Origin of the sequence: Vagococcus martis, from assembly GCF_002026305.1 — a bacterium.
In the GTDB taxonomy this organism is placed as follows: Bacteria; Bacillota; Bacilli; order Lactobacillales; family Vagococcaceae; genus Vagococcus; species Vagococcus martis.
In genome coordinates, this window is the sequence record NZ_MVAB01000001.1 from 2,107,368 (window position 1) to 2,126,161 (window position 18,794).

Genomic DNA, 18,794 nt, shown 5'->3' on the forward strand with positions numbered 1-18,794 from the left:
TATTACACGTCCTTTTTGATTATTTCTCCATTTTTAATGGAGCTGCTGAATAAATTAATAGAGTCTTCAAATAAAGTATAATTGTCTAACGAATTGGATGCAAGCATTTCATTAGGAAAATAAAAACGTTGATCACCTTTGGATTCACCAGCAATTGCTCTAACAAGTTCACTCGCACTAGCTAATTCAATCAATTCCCCATCTGGATAGATAAGTTCAATCTGTGTTTTATTCTGCGACTTTTCTGGTTTATAAAAATCATAAGGTAAATCAAAACTCGAGTTAATCGCTGTGTAATATCTTTCGTCAAAGCCAACTTTTTCTACTAGTTCTTGTAACTCAGGTAATAGAATAAAAGTTTCCTTTGAAAATGTTGCTGACTTGAATGGTACACGGTTTAAGAATCGTTTTGATAAATCATTTAAAATGGCATCATCTGATTGACTCCAAAGATGGAAGGCTGTTGTTAACACACCATCATCTAAAGCTAAATAATCCTCTAGGTTAAATTCATGTGACAGAAAAGGAACGAGCAGAGGTGATGCTTTGACAAAGTAATGTTTATTGTCTTGATACAAATCTTGCGCTCGTTGTAGTAAACGATCTAATACCATTTCCATACCACGAGAAACAGGATGAAAGTAAATTTGCATATACATTTGGTATCGACTAACGATATAGTCTTCAACCGCATGCATTCCGCTAACTTTAAAAACAATTCCACTTTTATGCGGTCTGATGACACGTAATATACGAGTTAAATCAAAGGTGCCATATTCTGTACCAGTGAAATAAGCATCTCTTAGTAAGTAATCCATTCTATCAGCATCTATTTGACTTGAAATGAGCTGGACGACTTGCTTATTTGGATAAGTTTTTGCGATGACACTTGCTACTTTTTCTGGAAAATCATCAGATACTTGGCGTAATATTTTGTTGATTTCAGTGTCACTAGATGTGATGATATCAACAGTAAGTTGTTCATGATTTGTTTTAAAGATTGATTCAAATGTGTGGGAGTAAGGCCCGTGTCCTACATCATGTAAAAGGGCTGCACATAACGTGATGAGTCTTTCAGAGTCATCCCAGCCATTTTCACCAAATTCTGCCACATCGTAATTTCTTTTAAAGTAATTACAGATACGACGAGTAATTTCATACACACCAAGTGAATGCCCAAAGCGAGAATGTTCGGCTGTATGGAAAGTTAAAGAAGTCGTTCCAAGTTGTTTGATTCGTCTCAAACGTTGAAATTCTTTTGCATTGATTAATTCTAATATGATGGGGTGTTCCACTTTTATATCATGATGAATAGGGTCTCTAAATACTTTTTCAATCAATTAATTAGTCTCCTTTAAAATAGTCGTGATGCCTTCGTTGCGTTGCTCCATGCGTTTAAACCCTTTATCGTAAGCTTCTTTTAATTCAACAGAGTCTAAAAACATTTCAAATTGTTGTTGTGCCGTTTCATCAAAAACAAATATTTGACTGATTGCTTCTATTATAAGTGATTTTACTCGTTCGACAGATAGCTCTTCTAAAAGTAAGTCGGATAAATTTTTCATTGAGTCAGGATTTACTGGTGGGAAAGGCTCTTTTCCGAAATCTTCTTTTAGTCCTGATAGATAGAATTCTTTCACTAATTCCCCACGTTTTTCTTGATTGCCATTGATACTGATATAAATCATGATACCCAATCCTTTTTTTATACGACGTTGGGCAATACCAGCAAATTTCTTTTGATTAATACTTAAATCAAATTCACCTGGACAATATGAGTCAGTTACTTCAAAAGATTCTACAGTAGCATCCCATGAAGATAGGGCATTTGCAATAATGTCTTTCATCGTTTCATACCCATGATTAATACTTGTTTGATTAGTAAACTCTTGTGGTAGAATAATCGAAAAATTTAATATTCCTTCATCAGCTACCACAGCTAGACCACCAGAATTTCTGACAACTGGATGATAGTCGTTTTTTCTCACAGATTGTATCGCATCATATAGATGTGTTGCCCTGGTATCTTGCATACCTAAGATTAATTCGTTTGTCATGGTCCAAAAATGAATAATAGGAATTTGGTGTTTTCCTGAATAATCAGCCAATATATCAGTCAATATAAATGGATCATATTTTTTTTCGTTTGTTAATTGAGGTTGTTTAAATAAAACAACAGGTGATTTTGAAGACATAATGTACAACTCCTTTATATACTTCCTTCATTATACCGATTCTCTTGTGAAACGAAAAGGATTTAAGAATAATCACTAAAGTTTGACAAACTACGTGAAAAAGACCAAAATAAATAAAAAAGCAAAGAGGTGGCATGTGTGTCTCAACGAGAAAAAACACCAGTTAATATTTTAGTAAAAACAGAAGTAACCCAAGAAGGTGAATTGAAAGAATTTTTAATCGACGTCAATGGTCACATGGTTGTGATAAATGATGTCCTTTATTTACGATATGAGGAACTATTGGAAGGCATTGACAAACCAGTGCCAGTCACAATCAAGGTGTTACCAGATGGTGATGTGACATTGATTAGGTCTGGAGAAGTGAAAATGAAATTGAACTTTTCTTTTGAAGAAAGAAGAGAAACTACTTATTCAACACCATATGGCATGATGAGTATTTCTACTCTCACTAATCACTTACATATCAGTTTAAAAGATAATCCAACTTCAGGTGATATTGCGATTGATTATGATTTGTTTGCGGGGGAAGAAAAATTAGGAACGTATCATTTAGTTATAAATTTTACCGCTTAATGATATTTTACAAAAATTTTCAATTGCAAAGAAACACTAGTTATTGTATGATAAAGAGTAGACTGTGAAAGGACGTGTGTCAGTTGGAAATTAAAGCTTTTGAGGGCGTAAATAAAGATGAATTATCGATGATTGAAGTTGCACATGCAATTTTAAATCAACGTGGAGACATCATTGATTTTAGTGATTTAGTAAATGAAATCCAAAACTACTTAGAAAAAGCAGATAGTGAAATTCGTGACATTTTGCCGCAATTTTATACAGACTTAAACATTGACGGAAGTTTCATTTCTTTAGGAGATAATCGTTGGGGCTTACGTAGTTGGTATCCAATCGATTCAATTGACGAAGAAGTTTCTGGTGTGGATGAAGATGAAGAAGAAACACCACGTCGTAAAAAACGTAAAAAAGTTAATGCATTTATCGGAATGGACGATGATGCGATTGATTATAACGATGATGATCCAGAAGACTTAGACTTAGTTGATCATGATGAAGATGATGATGAGTTGTATGAAGATGAAGAAGATGAAACAAAAGAAATCAAAGAATACACCACTGATTTATCAGAAATCGGTGCTGACAATGACGTTGATGACGACGTGCCAGAAGGTGTGGAAGAAGATTTAACTATCGTTGAAGAAGATGATTTGTACGAAGACGACGATGAAGACGAAGAAGAATTATAGTAGAAAGAGTATCGTTTGATGCTCTTTTTTGCTTATATATGAAAGAAGAGGAGAATAGTCATGATACATGAAGTAGTGGATGCGATTATTTTTGTACTAAATGCTTTTTCAGTGATCATTCTATTAGTCGGCGTAGCCAAAGCAATTATTGACTTTATTAAAAATGAAGTTGGTGGTGGCACTCGAGAAGAAATTTCAGTTAGAAACAACGGCATAAAACGTTATCTGGGCTCATATATTTTATTAAGTTTAGAAGTGCTTATAGCATCAGATATAATTGAAACCATTCTAAATCCATCGACACAAGATATTGTCATTCTTGGAGGGATAGTTGTGATACGCACAGCTATATCATATTTTTTAGGGAAAGAAATTGAACAAACACATAAGGAGAAAGGGTAAATTAACCCTTTCTTTTTTTGTCGAGCATAAGACTTGAGTTTTAAAATGAAAACCTATACAATTCTAACTATACCAAAATAAAAAAAATTCAAAGGAGAATTGCTATGACAATTGTTAATGACATATACAAAGAATATGAGTTGTTTATTAATGGTGAATGGACAAAAGGTGTTAAGGGTGAGACAATTGACAGTTTTTCACCAGTAAACGGTGAAAAAATTGGAACATTCGTGGATGCAGTGGATGCAGATGTTGATGCAGCAGTAGTAGCTGCTCAACAAGCATTGCCAGCTTGGCGTGATTGGTCACTTGTGGATAGAAGTAATCTATTATTAAAAATTGCAGATGTCATTGATGAGAATATGGAGCATTTAGCCTATGTAGAGTCTATTGATAACGGCAAACCAATTCGTGAGACTAAAACGGTTGATGTGCCACTTAGTGCAGATCATTTTAGATACTTTGCAGGTGTTATTCGTAGTGAGGAAGGATCAGCACAAGCGTTAGATAAAGATACCTTAACACTTATCTTAAGAGAACCAATTGGTGTAGTGGGACAAATTATTCCATGGAATTTTCCAATTCTTATGGCAGCATGGAAATTAGCTCCAGCATTAGCTGCAGGTAATACAATTGTCATCCATCCATCATCTTCAACATCATTAAGTTTACTAGAATTAACTAGATTGATTGGTCCCATGTTACCAAAAGGTGTGTTAAATGTGATAACAGGTAAAGGATCTAAGTCAGGAGATTACATGTTACGACATGAAGGATTTAACAAGTTAGCCTTTACCGGATCAACAGAAGTTGGGTATAAAGTTGCTCGAGCTGCAGCAGATAAATTAATTCCAGCAACACTAGAGCTAGGTGGAAAATCAGCAAATATTTTCTTTGATGATATGCCATTTGAAAAGGCAGTTGAAGGAGCACAACTTGGTATTTTATTTAACCAAGGGCAAGTATGTTGTGCAGGCTCTAGAATTTTTGTTCAAGAGGGAATCTATGACAAATTTGTTTCTGAATTGAAAGAAAAATTTGAAGCTGTCGTGGTTGGAGATGCTTTGGATGAAAATGTCCAAATGGGAGCTCAAGTAAATGAAGGTCAAGTTAATAAAATTTTAGAAGCAGTAGAATTAGGTCGTAAAGAAGGTGCCACGATTTTAACAGGTGGAAAACGTCTTGATGGTGATTTAGGTAAAGGATGTTATGTGGCACCAACATTATTAACTGACGTAACAAATGACATGGAAGTCGCACAAGAAGAAATATTTGGCCCTGTGGCTGTTGTGATCAAGTTTAAAACAATTGATGACGTGATTCAAATGGCAAATGATTCTGAATACGGTTTAGGTGGTGGTGTTTGGACTAAAAATATTAACACAGCTCTTAAAGTGAGTCGTGGTATGGAGACAGGTCGTGTTTGGGTCAATACATATAATCAAATTCCTGCCGGAGCACCATTTGGTGGCTATAAAAAATCTGGTATTGGTCGTGAGACGCATAAAGCTATCCTTGATGCGTATAGTCAATTTAAAAATATTTACATTGACACAAAAGAAGCTGGATTCAATCTTTATTAAAAAAGGACTTTAATAAAATTTTCTGAAAATAACGTCAAAGATTGTGATTTGACTAGCAAAAAAAAGTAAAGAGTGTTAAAATAATGATGTTAGTTAAGTATCACCTATATCAAATAGAGTGATAACAAATAGGAGGAATTTAATTATGGCATTAGTATCAGCAACAGAAATGTTAAAAAAAGCTAAAGAGGGTAAATACGCAGTCGGTGCATTCAATACAAACAACTTAGAATGGACTAAAGCTATCTTACAAGGTGCACAAGAATCTAATTCTCCAGTAATGATTCAAACTTCTATGGGAGCTGCAAAATATATGGGTGGCTACCAAGTATGTTACGATTTAGTTAAAGACTTAATTGACTCAATGGGAATTACAGTTCCAGTAGCATTACACTTAGACCATGGTGAATATGAAGATGCATTAAAATGTATCGAAATTGGTTACACATCTGTAATGTTTGATGGTTCTCACTTACCATTTGAAGAAAACTTAGAAAAAGCAAAAGATGTTGTTGCTAAAGCTCACGCTAAAGGTGTTTCAGTAGAGTGTGAAGTTGGATCAATCGGTGGAGAAGAAGATGGCGTTATTGGTTCTGGTGAATTAGCAGACCCAGCTGAATGTAAAGCAATGTCTGAAACAGGTATTGATTTCTTAGCTGCAGGTATTGGTAACATCCATGGTTCTTATCCAGAAAACTGGGCAGGTTTAAGCTTTGATCGTTTAGCTGAAATTGCTGAAGTTATCGACGGAAAACCAATGGTATTACATGGTGGATCTGGTATTCCATTAGATCAAATCCAAAAAGCAATCTCTTTAGGCGTGTCAAAAATCAACGTTAATACTGAATGTCAAGAAGTATTTGCAGCTGCAACACGTAAATACATTGAAGAAGGTAAAGACTTAGAAGGTAAAGGCTTTGACCCTCGTAAATTATTAGCTCCAGGTACTACTGCAGTAACTGAGTTAGTTAAAGAACGTATCCAATGGTTTGGATCAAACGGTAAAGCATAGTTATAACATAATGATTTTGAAGGAGTGTCTGATTCTATCAGTCACTCTTTTTTGTTTATAAATCTATCAAGTGCTTTTTTTCGTTTATATAGTATGATAGAATACATTTATATATGAATATGGAAACTTATTTAGCTGCTTATTTTAAGCGGCTTTTTTAAAGACTAAAGTGAGGTCAATAATACAAAATGAAAAAATTAGTTATAAATGGTGGAAAAAAATTAAAGGGAACAGTCACAATTAGTGGAGCTAAAAATAGTGCTGTTGCATTAATTCCAGCTGCAATTTTAGCTGACTCACCTGTTATTTTAGAAGGTGTTCCTGATATTAAAGATGTGCATTCATTAAAAGAAATATTAGAACTTATGGGAGTCGAGGTGACATTTGAAAATCACACGATGACAATTGATCCAACTAAAATGGTATCAATTCCGATGCCAAGTGGAAAAATCAATAGCTTGCGAGCATCTTATTATTTTATGGGGGCTTTGCTTGGAAAATTTGGTGAAGGTGTTGTTGGTCTTCCAGGTGGTTGTTATTTAGGACCAAGGCCTATTGATTTACATATCAAAGGATTTGAGTCGCTTGGAGCAACTGTAACAAGTGAACATGGAGCAACTTATTTAAAATCACCAAATGGCTTAGAAGGCACACGTATTTATATGGATATGGTGTCGATTGGTGCAACCATTAATGTGATGTTAGCTGCAGTAAAAGCAAAAGGACGCACTGTGATTGAAAATGCTGCTAGAGAACCTGAAATTATTGATGTGGCAACTCTGCTTAATAATATGGGTGCAAAAATTCGTGGAGCTGGGACAAATGAAATTCGTATTGATGGCGTGGATGAACTAAAAGGATGTCGTCATTCAATTATTCCAGACCGAATTGAAGCCGGAACATACTTAGCGATGGCAGCGGCATGTGGTGACGGTGTTGTCGTACAAAATGTTATTTATGAGCATTTAGAGAGTTTTATTTCCAAATTAGATGAAATGGACGTACCGATGACGATTCGCGAAGATAGTATTGAAGTCCATCCAACCAAACAGTTAAAACCAATTAACGTAACCACTGTACCATATCCAGGATTTGCCACAGATTTACAACAACCAATAACACCTCTATTACTAAAAGCCAATGGAAAAAGTATCGTGACAGATACCATATATGAGCAACGAGTAAATCACATTCCTGAATTAGTTCGAATGGGTGCTGATGCTAGTGTGGAAGGTAAAATGATTGTCTTGAATGGACAAGAAGAGTTAGAGCTTGTTGGGGCAGATGTTACGGCGAGTGATTTACGAGCTGGAGCTTGTTTAGTAACTGCTGGACTGATGGCAAGTGGGACAACACGTATATCTAATGTTGATAATATTTTAAGAGGGTATGATAACATTATTGAAAAATTAACAAATCTAGGTGCTGATATTCGGATGGAAGAAGGCACAGATAAAGAGGGATAATATGCGCGATTATTTAACGATGGGTGAGTTAGAACATAAGACCCTAAAAGAAATTTATGCTTATGCAAAAGATTTTAAAATACCTTATTATAGTCAAATGAATAAAAAAGAATTATCTTTAGCAGTTATTCGTGCACAAGCTGAAAAACAAGGTTTTTTTATGGTGGAAGGTGTCTTAGATATTGTATCGAATGATGGTTATGGCTTTTTAAGGCCGATTAACTATACGCCTAGTAAAGAAGATATCTACATCTCATCTTCGCAAATTAGACGGTTTGGTTTACGTAATGGGGACAAAGTATCAGGAAAAGCAAGACCACCAAAAGAGTCGGAACGTTATTATGGATTAATGCACGTTGAAACAGTTAATGGAAGAAACCCAGAAGATGCAAAACAACGTCCACATTTTCCTGCATTAACAGCTCTTTATCCGGATAGTCAAATTGTTTTAGAAACCACTAAAACAGATCTTTCTACACGAATGATGGACTTATTCGCACCGGTTGGCTTTGGCCAGCGAGGTCTAATTGTTGCACCACCAAAAGCAGGGAAAACAAGTGTCATTAAGGAAATTGCTAACGGTATTTCTAAAAATTATCCAGATGTTGAATTGATTGTGTTATTAATAGACGAACGACCTGAAGAAGTAACGGACATTGAAAGAAGTGTTGATGGAGAAGTAGTTTCTTCTACTTTTGATCAAATGCCTGAAAATCATACACGTGTCGTTGAGTTAGTCCTTGACAGAGCATTAAGGTTAGTTGAGGATAAACGTGATGTTGTGATTTTAATGGATAGTATTACGCGTTTGGCAAGAGCATACAACTTAGTTATACCACCAAGTGGACGCACACTCAGTGGGGGGATTGATCCTGCAGCATTTTATAAACCAAAACGTTTCTTTGGAGCTGCACGAAATATTGAAGAAGGCGGCAGCTTAACTATTCTGGCGACCGCTTTAGTTGATACAGGAAGTCGAATGGATGATGTTATCTATGAAGAATTCAAAGGAACAGGTAATATGGAGCTCCATTTATCTAGGGAATTATCTGAAAGACGAGTGTTCCCAGCGATTGATATCAAACGTTCTGGCACAAGACGTGAAGAATTGTTAATGTCACCTGAACATTTAGAAGAGATATGGAAATTACGCCGTCATATGAAAGGTGATTCAATTAATACAACCAATCAGCTATTGAACTTTTTAAAGAAAACAAAAAATAATACGACATTTTTTGAGTCATTTAGAGATGTTTCTTTTTTAAAAAAATAAATTGCTAAAATAGTTTGAACATGTTAATATAGTATCGTTGTAATAATAACTCTGTTTCAGCAAATGAATCAGGGCAAAGGAGAGAGAAATATGAAACAAGGAATTCATCCAGAATATCATCCAGTAGTATTTATGGACTCACAAACAGGGTTCAAATTCTTATCTGGATCAACTAAAACATCTGAAGAAACTATTGAATGGGAAGATGGAAATACATACCCAGTCATCCGTGTGGAAATTACTTCAGATTCACATCCATTCTATACAGGACGTCAAAAATTTACACAAGCAGACGGACGTGTGGATCGTTTCAACAAAAAATATGGTCTCAAAGACGAAAACGCTGCAGAATAATCTCAGTGTCAAAAAAGGGTTCTGGTATCTTATCAGGACTCTTTTTTTTGTGAAAGGAATGGGAGTATGGAAAATCAACGATTTAGAATTCTTATTTGGATTGAACACAATAATCATGTATTAGTTGCAACCACTAAAACAGGTGAAAAACAGTTATTAGAAGTGACGCCAAATGATGCTGAAACGACTCTTGAAGCCATTGAACGTTACGGGGAAGAAATTCTTGATTTACATTTTGATGTAGTGAATTTTGTTGATTTGATCGAACAAACGACACATGAGCATTTTAATCAAACTGAAACGTTATTTCTATATAGAGCTTCCTTGAAAAAAGATGAGATTTTACCAAAATTGACACATAGCCAGATTATTTATTGGTTACCGATTAATAAGGCAGAAGAAATTGTATCATCTCAACTGATATCTAAAATGACAAAAATATAGAATGACTACATATGATTTATAAATTTATGGTAAAATATAGGTTAATTATAAGGAGAGATAGAGATGGACGAATTACAACAAATTATTATAAAAAACTTACAAGTAGCCCCTCAGATTAAGGCAAAAGAAGAAATCGTGAAACGTGTGCAATTTTTAAAAGACTACATGTTAGCACATCCGTTTTTAAAAACATATGTTTTAGGCATTAGCGGCGGACAAGACTCCACTTTAGCCGGTAAACTTGCACAACTAGCAATCAGTGAATTACGCGAAGAAACGGGTGATACTGATTATAAATTTATTGCCGTTCGTTTGCCTTATGGCGTTCAAAAAGATGAAGATGACGCACAAAAATCATTAAATTTTATTCAACCAGATGAATCATTAGTTATAAATGTAAAATCTAGCGTGGATGCTTTAGTGAAAGAATTAAATGAAGGTTCAACTATCGAGGTGAGTGATTTTAATAAAGGAAATATTAAAGCTCGTCAAAGAATGGTATCGCAATATGCGGTGGCAGGTCAAAGAAGTGGCGCGGTAATTGGGACAGATCATGCCGCTGAAAATCTAACAGGTTTTTTCACCAAATTTGGTGATGGCGCAGCAGATGTTTTACCTTTATTTGGATTAAACAAAAGACAAGGAAAAGCCTTGCTAAAAGAACTGGGTGCTGATAAATCATTGTATGAGAAAATTCCAACAGCTGATTTAGAAGAAAATAAACCAATGATAGCTGATGAAGATGCTTTAGGCGTGACTTATGAGGCAATTGATGATTACTTAGAAGGTAAAGAAGTTAGTGATAAAGATAGAGAAACAATTGAGAGATGGTATAAAAAGTCAGAACATAAACGTCATTTACCGATTACGTTAGGAGACACGTTTTGGGTAAAATAGAATCAAGGGTTCAAAGACGAGTAGAGCAGAAGCAAAAAAAATCATGGCTAAAAAGGATTTTTACTAATCCAATTACCAAAATCTTACTAACTTTAATTATTGTTTACTTAAGTAATTTCTATTTACAACTAAGTCAAAATTCTTGGAGCTTCTCGCTTGCGTGGAAGTTTGCCATGGAGTGGCATGTTGAGAAATTTCTACTAGGGACGCTAGTATTGCTATTTTTAGATATGTTTCTTATTAGTTTAAGCGGGTCGTTTTTAATAGGAAATATCATTTATATCACGAGTATTGGGTTACTGGGTATTGCCAACAGTCAGAAAATGGCATTGAGGATGGAACCTATCTACCCAGATGATTTAAAAATGATTTTTGAGTTTACGATGATGAAAGATATCATTGGAAATACGTATTTCATTTTAGCGTTGATACTGATAGGTCTAGCATTAGCAGGACTAGTCTATGCCTTGTATCGGTCAATTCGTTTAAGCAAGCGTCAACAAATCGTTCGTTTAGTGTGTTTTGCCGTGTCAATCGCAGGGCTATTTTATGCCAGCTTATTTAATCAACCAAACAACCTATTGCGAAAAGAATATAATAAAACAGCTTTATGGATTCCATATAGTCAAAAAATGAATTACTATAATACAGGTTTCATGGGAGGCTTTTTATATAATTTAAAAGTTGAAGCCATGGATGAACCAAAAAATTATTCGAAAGAAACAATCGACAAAATCGTCAAAAAATATGATACAAAAGCAAAAGAGAATAATGCTAAAAAGAAATACAAAGAAAAACCTAATGTGGTCTTTATCATGTCTGAAAGTTTTTCTGATCCTGAAAAGTTAGATGGCATTAAATTAAATAAAAGTCCTATTACTGATTTTAGAAGTGTAGCACGTCAGTCGGTTTATTCTGGTGAGATGTTGTCGCAAAACTATGGTGGTGGGACAGCAAATATCGAATTTGAAGCATTGACAGGAATTTCAATGGGGTTACTTAATTCTCAAATGACGACACCATATACTATGATGTTACCTAAGAAAACGGAATTTCCATCGATTGTATCGAGTTTAAAACAACAGGATTATCAAACGGTGGCTATTCATCCTTACAATACATCAATGTATAAACGTAAAGATGTTTACAATGTTCTTGGTTTTAATGAGTTTTTAGATGAAAATACCATGACTCATAAGGAAAAGTTATCAGATAATGGTTATATTTCAGATGCCTCAGCGTTTAGTGAAGTGCTAGATGTGATGGGTAAATCTGATCAAGCGTCTTTTGTGCACTTAGTAACCATGCAAACACATATGCCTTATAACAATAAATACACAAATTCGCCGTTTACGCAGACAACATCAACGACAAATGCGTCGATTGATAATTACGCATTTGATATTTCTTATACATCAGAAGCGTTGAAACAATTTATTGAAGAAATCAATAAATTAGATAGACAGACGATTGTGGTTTTCTGGGGAGATCATCTACCGTCTATTTACCCAGATGATATTGTTGAAAAAAACAACCCAATTACCACTCATTTAACAGAGTATTTGATATATGATACGTTGTCGAAAGGGATACATAAAGAAGAAGTCATGAGCCCATTTTACTTTTCAAGTTTGATTACTAATTTTTCCCCTGTCGAACAAACAGGATTTAATGCTCTATTACTTGAATTACAGAAAGTATTACCAGCATTTGAAAAACAAATGTATTATGTAAATGGAAAATGGGAAAAAGAAGTATCTTTTACTAAAGAAGAAAGAGAACTCTATGAGGACTATCAGTTAATGGTTTATGATTTGGTTTCAGGTGAAAAGTATGGTCAGAAAATGTTTGATGTCCAATCATAATATGAATTTTTTAATAAAATAGTGAATTAATTGTAGTTTAAAAATTTTCATGATATAATCAGTTAGAATTATTCATAAGGGAGTAACTGGCAGTGCTACATACTGCGATAATGCCACCAATCGAAATCACTGTGTATTTCTGGTATTATCTTAAATAGTGAGACTTATGTATGTAGTTAAGCATACATAAGTCTTTTTTTATTTGACTTATGTATAGCGCGACAAATAAAAGGAGGAAAAAAAATGTCAGATCAAAAAAAGAAGCAGTTGAATGATGCATTTTATGTTGAAGATGAGAATATAGTGCTAGAAAAACTGCAATCAACTCCTAATGGGTTGAGTACTGCTGAAGCAGAAAAACGCCTTAAGGAGTATGGTCATAATCAATTGGATGAAGGGAAGAAAAAAAGTTTATTTAGTAAATTTTTAGACCAATTCAAAGATTTTATGATTATCATTTTACTTGCGGCAGCGGTACTATCATTTTTCATGGGAGACCAAGTTGAAGCGATTATGATTATTGTCGTGGTATTTATTATGGCAATCTTCGGAGTGGTGCAAGAAGCAAAAGCTGAAGAAGCAATTGAAGCATTGAAAGATATGTCAACACCAAATGCTAATGTACGTCGTGATAACACAACGAAAACAGTTAAAAGTACAGATTTAGTACCTGGTGATATTGTGTTGCTAGAAGCTGGAGATGTGATTCCGGCTGATATGCGTTTGATTGAAACAGCGTCGTTAAAAATTGAAGAAGCAGCCTTAACTGGTGAATCCGTTCCAGTTGAAAAAGAAGATGTGGTTTTAGAAAAAGAAGATATCGGTATTGGTGATCGTATCAATATGGCTTATATGAACAGTAATGTCACATATGGTCGTGGTGTTGGTGTGGTAACAGGTACAGGAATGAATACCGAAGTTGGTAAGATTGCTAACATGTTAGCTCAAGCTGACGAAACGAATACACCATTAAAAGAAAACTTAAATAAATTAGGTAAGGTGTTATCTATTGCGATTATTTTCATCTGTATTGTGATGTTTGGAGTGGGAATGTTACGTGGTGGACATGATTGGATGGAAATGTTGTTAACATCTGTATCATTAGCCGTTGCAGCAATTCCAGAAGGATTACCAGCGATTGTAACGATTATTTTAGCCTTAGGAACTCAAAAAATGGCGAAACGTAATGCGTTGGTCAGAAAATTACCAGCTGTTGAAACATTAGGTAGTACAGACATTATCTGTTCTGATAAAACAGGTACATTAACATTAAACCAAATGACAGTGGAAGAAGTGTTTACAAACAATGAATCAATTCGCGATTCAAAAGATATTCCATTAGAAAACACAACCTTAAAAATCATGACATTTTGTAATGATACAAAAATTTCTGACGATGGCACATTAATTGGTGACCCAACAGAAACTGCTTTAATTAAATATGGTGAAGATCGTGGTTATGATATTGCATCAAAATTAAAAGAAGAACCACGTTTAGCCGAAGTACCATTTGATTCTGATAGAAAATTAATGTCGACATTCCATAAATTACCTGACGGTCGCTTCTTTGTAGCTGTAAAAGGTGCGCCTGATGAATTATTGAAACGTTGTACAAACTATGACGTCAATGGCGAAATTAAATCAATGGATAAATCAGAAGAAGACTTGATTTTAAAGACTAATAAACAATTAGCGACACAGGCATTACGTGTACTTGCTATGGCTTATAAAATTGTAGATGAGATTCCAAGTGAATTAACAAGTGAAAATGTTGAAACGGATTTAATCTTCTCAGGTTTAGTCGGGATGATTGACCCAGAACGTAAAGAAGCAGCTGAAGCTGTACGTGTTGCCAAAGAAGCCGGTATTCGTCCAATCATGATTACTGGTGACCATAAAGACACAGCTGAAGCAATCGCTGTGCGTCTTGGTATTTTAAAAGAAGGTCAACATGATGCTGTTATTACTGGTGGCGAATTGAATAATATGTCAGATGAGCAACTAGCTAATTCGATTGAACAATATTCCGTTTACGCTAGAGTGTCACCTGAACATAAAGTACGTATTGTTAAAGCATGGCAAAAAGATGGGAAAGTAGTGGCGATGACAGGTGATGGTGTCAATGATGCACCAGCTCTTAAAACTGCTGATATTGGTATAGGTATGGGTATTACTGGTACGGAAGTATCTAAAGGTGCAAGTGATATGGTCTTAGCTGATGATAACTTCTCCACTATTATCGTTGCCGTTGAAGAAGGGCGTAAAGTCTTCTCAAACATTCAAAAAACAGTTCAATACTTACTTGCTGCAAACTTAGGGGAAGTTTTAACCTTATTTATTGCGACAATGCTCGGTTGGGATACATTATTACCAGTCCATTTATTATGGATTAACGTCGTAACTGATACATTCCCTGCGATTGCATTAGGATTAGAGCCTGCTGAAAAAGGGATCATGAAACACAAACCACGTGGTCGAGATTCAGACTTCTTCTCAGGTGGTGTGATGAGTAGTATCATCTATCAAGGGATTTTAGAAGCTGGATTGACATTAGGTGTATACATGTATGCAATTAATAACCCTGTCCACTCAAGCTATGATGCTATTCATGCAGATGCGTTAACGATGGCTTATGCAACACTTGGTTTAATCCAATTAATCCATGCGTTTAATGTAAAATCTGTGCATGAATCACTATTTAAAGTAGGACCATTCAGAAATAAAATCTTTAACTACGCGATTTTACTTTCATTTGTTTTACTAGCATCTACAATTGTGATACCTGGATTTAATGATTTGTTTAAAGTAGCTCACTTAGATGGCCATCAATGGTTGGCAGTATTAATTGGTTCATTTGCTATTCTACCAATAGTAGAAATTGTTAAATGGGTTCAACGAAAAACGATTTATAAATAGGGCGTTTAAACTATCCATATTTTTTTGGATAGTTTTTTTATTTATGTTGACAAAATAAGAGTATATCTATAATATTGGAGTTAATGTGTTGCAATTTGAAAAAAATATGGCAGCCAATCCTTTAAAAAAATTTTAAAAAAAGGTAAAATAAATAAGAGTTAATGAAAGAAGGGAATATCATTGAAAAAACCAAATGTTGGCCAATATTTGCAAGTTATTAATGCAGTTGTCACAGAATCTGAAAACGTTGGAGAAAAGATGAATCCGTCATATGAAATTGTTCGTAAAGCAATTGATGACAATGAATTATCAGAATTAACTGTTGAGCAACTAACAGAAATAAAAAATCAATTTACTACTGGTACTGAGGCCTATCGAGTAATGGAAAACTCATTACTTCATTTAAAAGCACCTGTGAAAGTATTAGGTATCCATAAAAAACTAGAAAAAGCATTTAAGGATTATGTTGAAGGGTGTCAAGAAATGATTGATTCGATTGATGCTGAGAATGCTAAGGTTGATAGTGAAGCGTTTGATCTATCTGAAGCAAAACAAGATGCGGCAACAGATGGTATTTCATTCTGTATTCAACGCATTACACAGATTATTATGAATAAGTAAAGTAAAAGAGATGAGAGAATCATCTCTTTTTTAAATATAGGTAAAGATTTTTAAAATTAAATTAGTAAACAGACAGATAAAATAATTAATGGTATTCTTATTGTATAACAAGTGTTAGGAGTGGGATGATATGTCAAAAAGAAAATCCTATCCAGGACTGACAGATGAAGAAGTGTTAAATAGAATAGCTAGAGGAGAAGTAAATCAGGCAATTCCTAAGACAACACGTTCACTTAAACAAATTGTGTTTGAAAATAGCTTTACATTATTTAATTTTATTAACTTAGTGATAGCTGGCTTTATCGTATATACAGGTAGTTACAAAAATTTACTTTTTCTTGGGGTCATTATTACAAATACATTAGTTGGAGTATATCAAGAAATTAAAGCAAAAAATAATATTGATCGATTAAGTTTATTAAGTGAATCGAAAGTCAGTGTTATACGAAACTATAAGGTATTAGAGATTCCGCAAAATGAAGTGGTTAAGGATGATTTAATTAACATAAAAAGAGGACAACAAATTGTTGTTGATGGTATAGTGCTGGATACTGAAGGCATGGAGTGTGACGAATCTCAATTGACAGGTGAGTCCGATCCAATCATTAAAACAAATGGTTCAGAAGTCTATTCTGGCAGTTTTATCGTGAGTGGTAGTGGGTTGATGCAAGCTACACATGTTGGAAAAGATAGTTACAGTTATAAACTGAGTATAGAAGCAAAGCAAACAAAAGGCATATATAGTGAATTGATCATGATGATGAATCGCCTGATTCGTCTTCTTACTATGGTAATCATTCCAATTGGTGCCATTCTAATGATTACAAGTCTAACAAGCGGAACGCAATTAAATGAAGCGATACTCGGTAGTACGGCTGCTATTATGGGAATGATTCCAGAAGGATTAATTTTACTTACAACTGTTGCTTTAGCGGTTGGTGTCATAAAGTTAAGTCGTAGGCAGGTTCTTGTTCAAACGATGGGGGCAATCGAAACACTTGCTAGAGTAGATGTGTTGTGCCTTGATAAAACTGGAACGTTGACAAGCGGACAATTAAAAGTGGTTGAATTTGATACAGTTGATGAGAATCATCTATCAAAAGAAACATTTTCAGCAATGATAGGATCGATGGTTAAAGGTCTGGATGAAGATAATGCAACGGGTCTTGCTTTGATGGATTACTTTAATGAAGTAGATGAGCAGTTAATACCATCAAAACAAATTCCGTTTTCTTCTGCTAGAAAATGGAGTGCGATTACGTTTAAAAATGATTATACTTATTTCATGGGAGCACCTGAATATTTATTTGATGATTTTTCAGAAGCTCAAACAGCTAAAATGTCTGAAGCGTTTAGCCATGGATTACGTATCATTGCCATTACACGCAGTCAGGTTGATGAAGCAACAACAGTCTTACCAAATGATTTAGAGTTATTAGGGTTTATTTATTTGGAAGATGAGATCAGACCAGAAGCACCGCAAACACTTGAGTATTTTAAACAAGAAAAAGTAGATATTTGCATCATTTCTGGTGATCACCCTGAAACAGTAGCACAAATTGCGAAGCGATCGGGTGTGTCACATGATGAGGAATCAATTGATATGAGTAAAATACCTGATGATAAAATTCCGGAAGTAGTGAAGACTCACCGCATTTTTGGGCGAGTGTCACCAGAACAAAAGAAAAAACTCGTTACAGCACTCCAAGATGACCATCATGTTGTGGGAATGACAGGAGACGGTGTGAATGATATTTTAGCATTGAAACAAGCTGATTGTAGCATTGTTATGGCTAATGGTAGTGACGCAGCTAAGGGAATTGCTGATTTTGTTTTATTAGACTCTAATTTTGACTCCATGATTGATGTGGTGTTGGAGGGAAGACAAGTTATTAACAATATTCAACGTGTGTCATCTCTTTACTTAACTAAAACAGTTTACTCATTATTTTTAGCTGCTATTTTTATTTTTGTGAGTTCACCTTATCCGTTTCAACCAATCCAATTGAGTCCAATAAATGCCTTAACAGTCGGAATTCCGTCATTTTTCTTAGCGTTGCGACCAAATACACAACCAATTAAAGGAATGTTTTTAAAGAATGTTTTTGAACCGCCTTTAGCAAGTGGCTTGACTGTGGTTATCACAACATTACTTATTGAGGTGTTTGGAAATGTACTCGGTTGGAGTTATGAAGAAAAATCAACCGTGACAGTCTTATTAGCCGGGTTTATTGGTTTTATTGTTTTAAGAGAAATTTCAAAACCTCTTACTACGAAGATTAATGTACTTTTAAGTGCTTTGTTATTATTTTTCTTGTGTCTTTTTACTTTTTTTGATAGAATTTTTTCGTTAGTTAATTTATATAATATAAAATTAGCTATTGTGTATATACCATTAATGTTGCTAGCGATTCTAATATTCTATACAATTCGATGGCTTGTAAAAAAAATATTTAGAGAGTAAGTTAACACAAAATTCATACTTTATTATAAAAAAAAAT

The 18,794-nt window shown here is 34.5% G+C and carries 16 protein-coding genes; 14 read left to right on the top strand and 2 right to left on the bottom strand.

The genetic code is table 11. From position 1 onward, the window contains the following. Positions 1-2: 2 nt before the first annotated feature. Entirely contained in the window at positions 3-1,340 is a 1,338-nt protein-coding gene (locus BW731_RS10275; RefSeq protein ID WP_079347907.1) for an HD domain-containing protein, read from the bottom strand. Beyond that, entirely contained in the window at positions 1,341-2,195 is an 855-nt protein-coding gene (locus BW731_RS10280) for a lipoate--protein ligase family protein (protein WP_079347909.1), read from the bottom strand. 138 nt (positions 2,196-2,333) lie between these two features. Between BW731_RS10280 and BW731_RS10285 the strand changes: the two genes are divergently transcribed. The 14 genes from BW731_RS10285 to BW731_RS10350 all read left to right on the top strand — a co-directional run bounded on the left by BW731_RS10285 (position 2,334) and on the right by BW731_RS10350 (position 18,757). Then, positions 2,334-2,771 (top strand): DUF1934 domain-containing protein, encoded by a 438-nt coding sequence (locus BW731_RS10285; RefSeq protein WP_079347911.1) that lies wholly within the window; start codon positions 2,334-2,336, stop codon positions 2,769-2,771. A gap of 83 nt (positions 2,772-2,854) precedes the next feature. After that, on the top strand, positions 2,855-3,460 hold the full coding sequence (gene rpoE / locus BW731_RS10290; protein WP_079347913.1) for a DNA-directed RNA polymerase subunit delta: 606 nt from the start codon (positions 2,855-2,857) through the stop codon (positions 3,458-3,460). Positions 3,461-3,520: 60 nt separating this feature from the next. After that, the gene (locus tag BW731_RS10295) at positions 3,521-3,862 is read left to right on the top strand and encodes a DUF1622 domain-containing protein (protein ID WP_079347915.1); all 342 of its coding nucleotides are present in this window, start codon (positions 3,521-3,523) and stop codon (positions 3,860-3,862) included. Between the two features lie 104 nt (positions 3,863-3,966). Continuing rightward, complete coding sequence (locus BW731_RS10300; protein WP_079347917.1) at positions 3,967-5,445, top strand: aldehyde dehydrogenase family protein; 1,479 nt, start codon at positions 3,967-3,969, stop codon at positions 5,443-5,445. A 145-nt stretch (positions 5,446-5,590) separates the two neighbouring features. After that, positions 5,591-6,457: a class II fructose-bisphosphate aldolase gene (locus BW731_RS10305; protein WP_079347919.1), complete on the top strand. Its 867-nt coding sequence runs from the start codon at positions 5,591-5,593 to the stop codon at positions 6,455-6,457. Between the two features lie 188 nt (positions 6,458-6,645). Next, a complete protein-coding gene (locus BW731_RS10310) occupies positions 6,646-7,923 on the top strand; it encodes a UDP-N-acetylglucosamine 1-carboxyvinyltransferase (protein WP_079347921.1) in 1,278 nt (425 codons plus the stop codon). A gap of 1 nt (position 7,924) precedes the next feature. Beyond that, entirely contained in the window at positions 7,925-9,196 is a 1,272-nt protein-coding gene (gene rho, locus BW731_RS10315; RefSeq protein WP_079347923.1) for a transcription termination factor Rho, read from the top strand. 90 nt (positions 9,197-9,286) lie between these two features. Next, complete coding sequence (locus BW731_RS10320) at positions 9,287-9,550, top strand: type B 50S ribosomal protein L31 (protein ID WP_079347925.1); 264 nt, start codon at positions 9,287-9,289, stop codon at positions 9,548-9,550. A 66-nt stretch (positions 9,551-9,616) separates the two neighbouring features. Continuing rightward, positions 9,617-9,994 (top strand): hypothetical protein, encoded by a 378-nt coding sequence (locus BW731_RS10325; protein ID WP_079347927.1) that lies wholly within the window; start codon positions 9,617-9,619, stop codon positions 9,992-9,994. Positions 9,995-10,057: 63 nt separating this feature from the next. Continuing rightward, entirely contained in the window at positions 10,058-10,891 is an 834-nt protein-coding gene (nadE, locus tag BW731_RS10330; protein ID WP_079347929.1) for an ammonia-dependent NAD(+) synthetase, read from the top strand. Then, complete coding sequence (locus tag BW731_RS10335; protein ID WP_079348628.1) at positions 10,888-12,756, top strand: LTA synthase family protein; 1,869 nt, start codon at positions 10,888-10,890, stop codon at positions 12,754-12,756. Before nadE ends, BW731_RS10335 begins: the two co-directional genes overlap by 4 nt. Positions 12,757-12,999: 243 nt before the next feature. Then, positions 13,000-15,672, top strand: coding sequence for a calcium-translocating P-type ATPase, PMCA-type (locus BW731_RS10340; protein ID WP_079347931.1), 2,673 nt, complete (start codon positions 13,000-13,002; stop codon positions 15,670-15,672). 180 nt (positions 15,673-15,852) lie between these two features. Next, the gene (locus BW731_RS10345; RefSeq protein ID WP_079347933.1) at positions 15,853-16,293 is read left to right on the top strand and encodes a hypothetical protein; all 441 of its coding nucleotides are present in this window, start codon (positions 15,853-15,855) and stop codon (positions 16,291-16,293) included. Positions 16,294-16,423: 130 nt separating this feature from the next. Next, positions 16,424-18,757 (top strand): HAD-IC family P-type ATPase, encoded by a 2,334-nt coding sequence (locus tag BW731_RS10350; RefSeq protein WP_079347935.1) that lies wholly within the window; start codon positions 16,424-16,426, stop codon positions 18,755-18,757. Positions 18,758-18,794 lie beyond the last annotated feature (37 nt).

Excerpts from the sequence above, each read along its gene's own strand:
- BW731_RS10325 (WP_079347927.1), top strand. The coding sequence starts at position 9,617 with ATGGAAAATCAACGATTTAGAATTCTTATTTGGATTGAACACAATAAT.
- BW731_RS10310 (WP_079347921.1), top strand. The coding sequence starts at position 6,646 with ATGAAAAAATTAGTTATAAATGGTGGAAAAAAATTAAAGGGAACAGTC.
- BW731_RS10280 (WP_079347909.1), bottom strand. The coding sequence starts at position 2,195 with ATGTCTTCAAAATCACCTGTTGTTTTATTTAAACAACCTCAATTAACA.
- BW731_RS10295 (WP_079347915.1), top strand. The coding sequence starts at position 3,521 with ATGATACATGAAGTAGTGGATGCGATTATTTTTGTACTAAATGCTTTT.
- BW731_RS10305 (WP_079347919.1), top strand. The coding sequence starts at position 5,591 with ATGGCATTAGTATCAGCAACAGAAATGTTAAAAAAAGCTAAAGAGGGT.
- rho (WP_079347923.1), top strand. The coding sequence starts at position 7,925 with ATGCGCGATTATTTAACGATGGGTGAGTTAGAACATAAGACCCTAAAA.
- BW731_RS10350 (WP_079347935.1), top strand. The coding sequence starts at position 16,424 with ATGTCAAAAAGAAAATCCTATCCAGGACTGACAGATGAAGAAGTGTTA.
- BW731_RS10320 (WP_079347925.1), top strand. The coding sequence starts at position 9,287 with ATGAAACAAGGAATTCATCCAGAATATCATCCAGTAGTATTTATGGAC.
- nadE (WP_079347929.1), top strand. The coding sequence starts at position 10,058 with ATGGACGAATTACAACAAATTATTATAAAAAACTTACAAGTAGCCCCT.
- BW731_RS10340 (WP_079347931.1), top strand. The coding sequence starts at position 13,000 with ATGTCAGATCAAAAAAAGAAGCAGTTGAATGATGCATTTTATGTTGAA.
- BW731_RS10300 (WP_079347917.1), top strand. The coding sequence starts at position 3,967 with ATGACAATTGTTAATGACATATACAAAGAATATGAGTTGTTTATTAAT.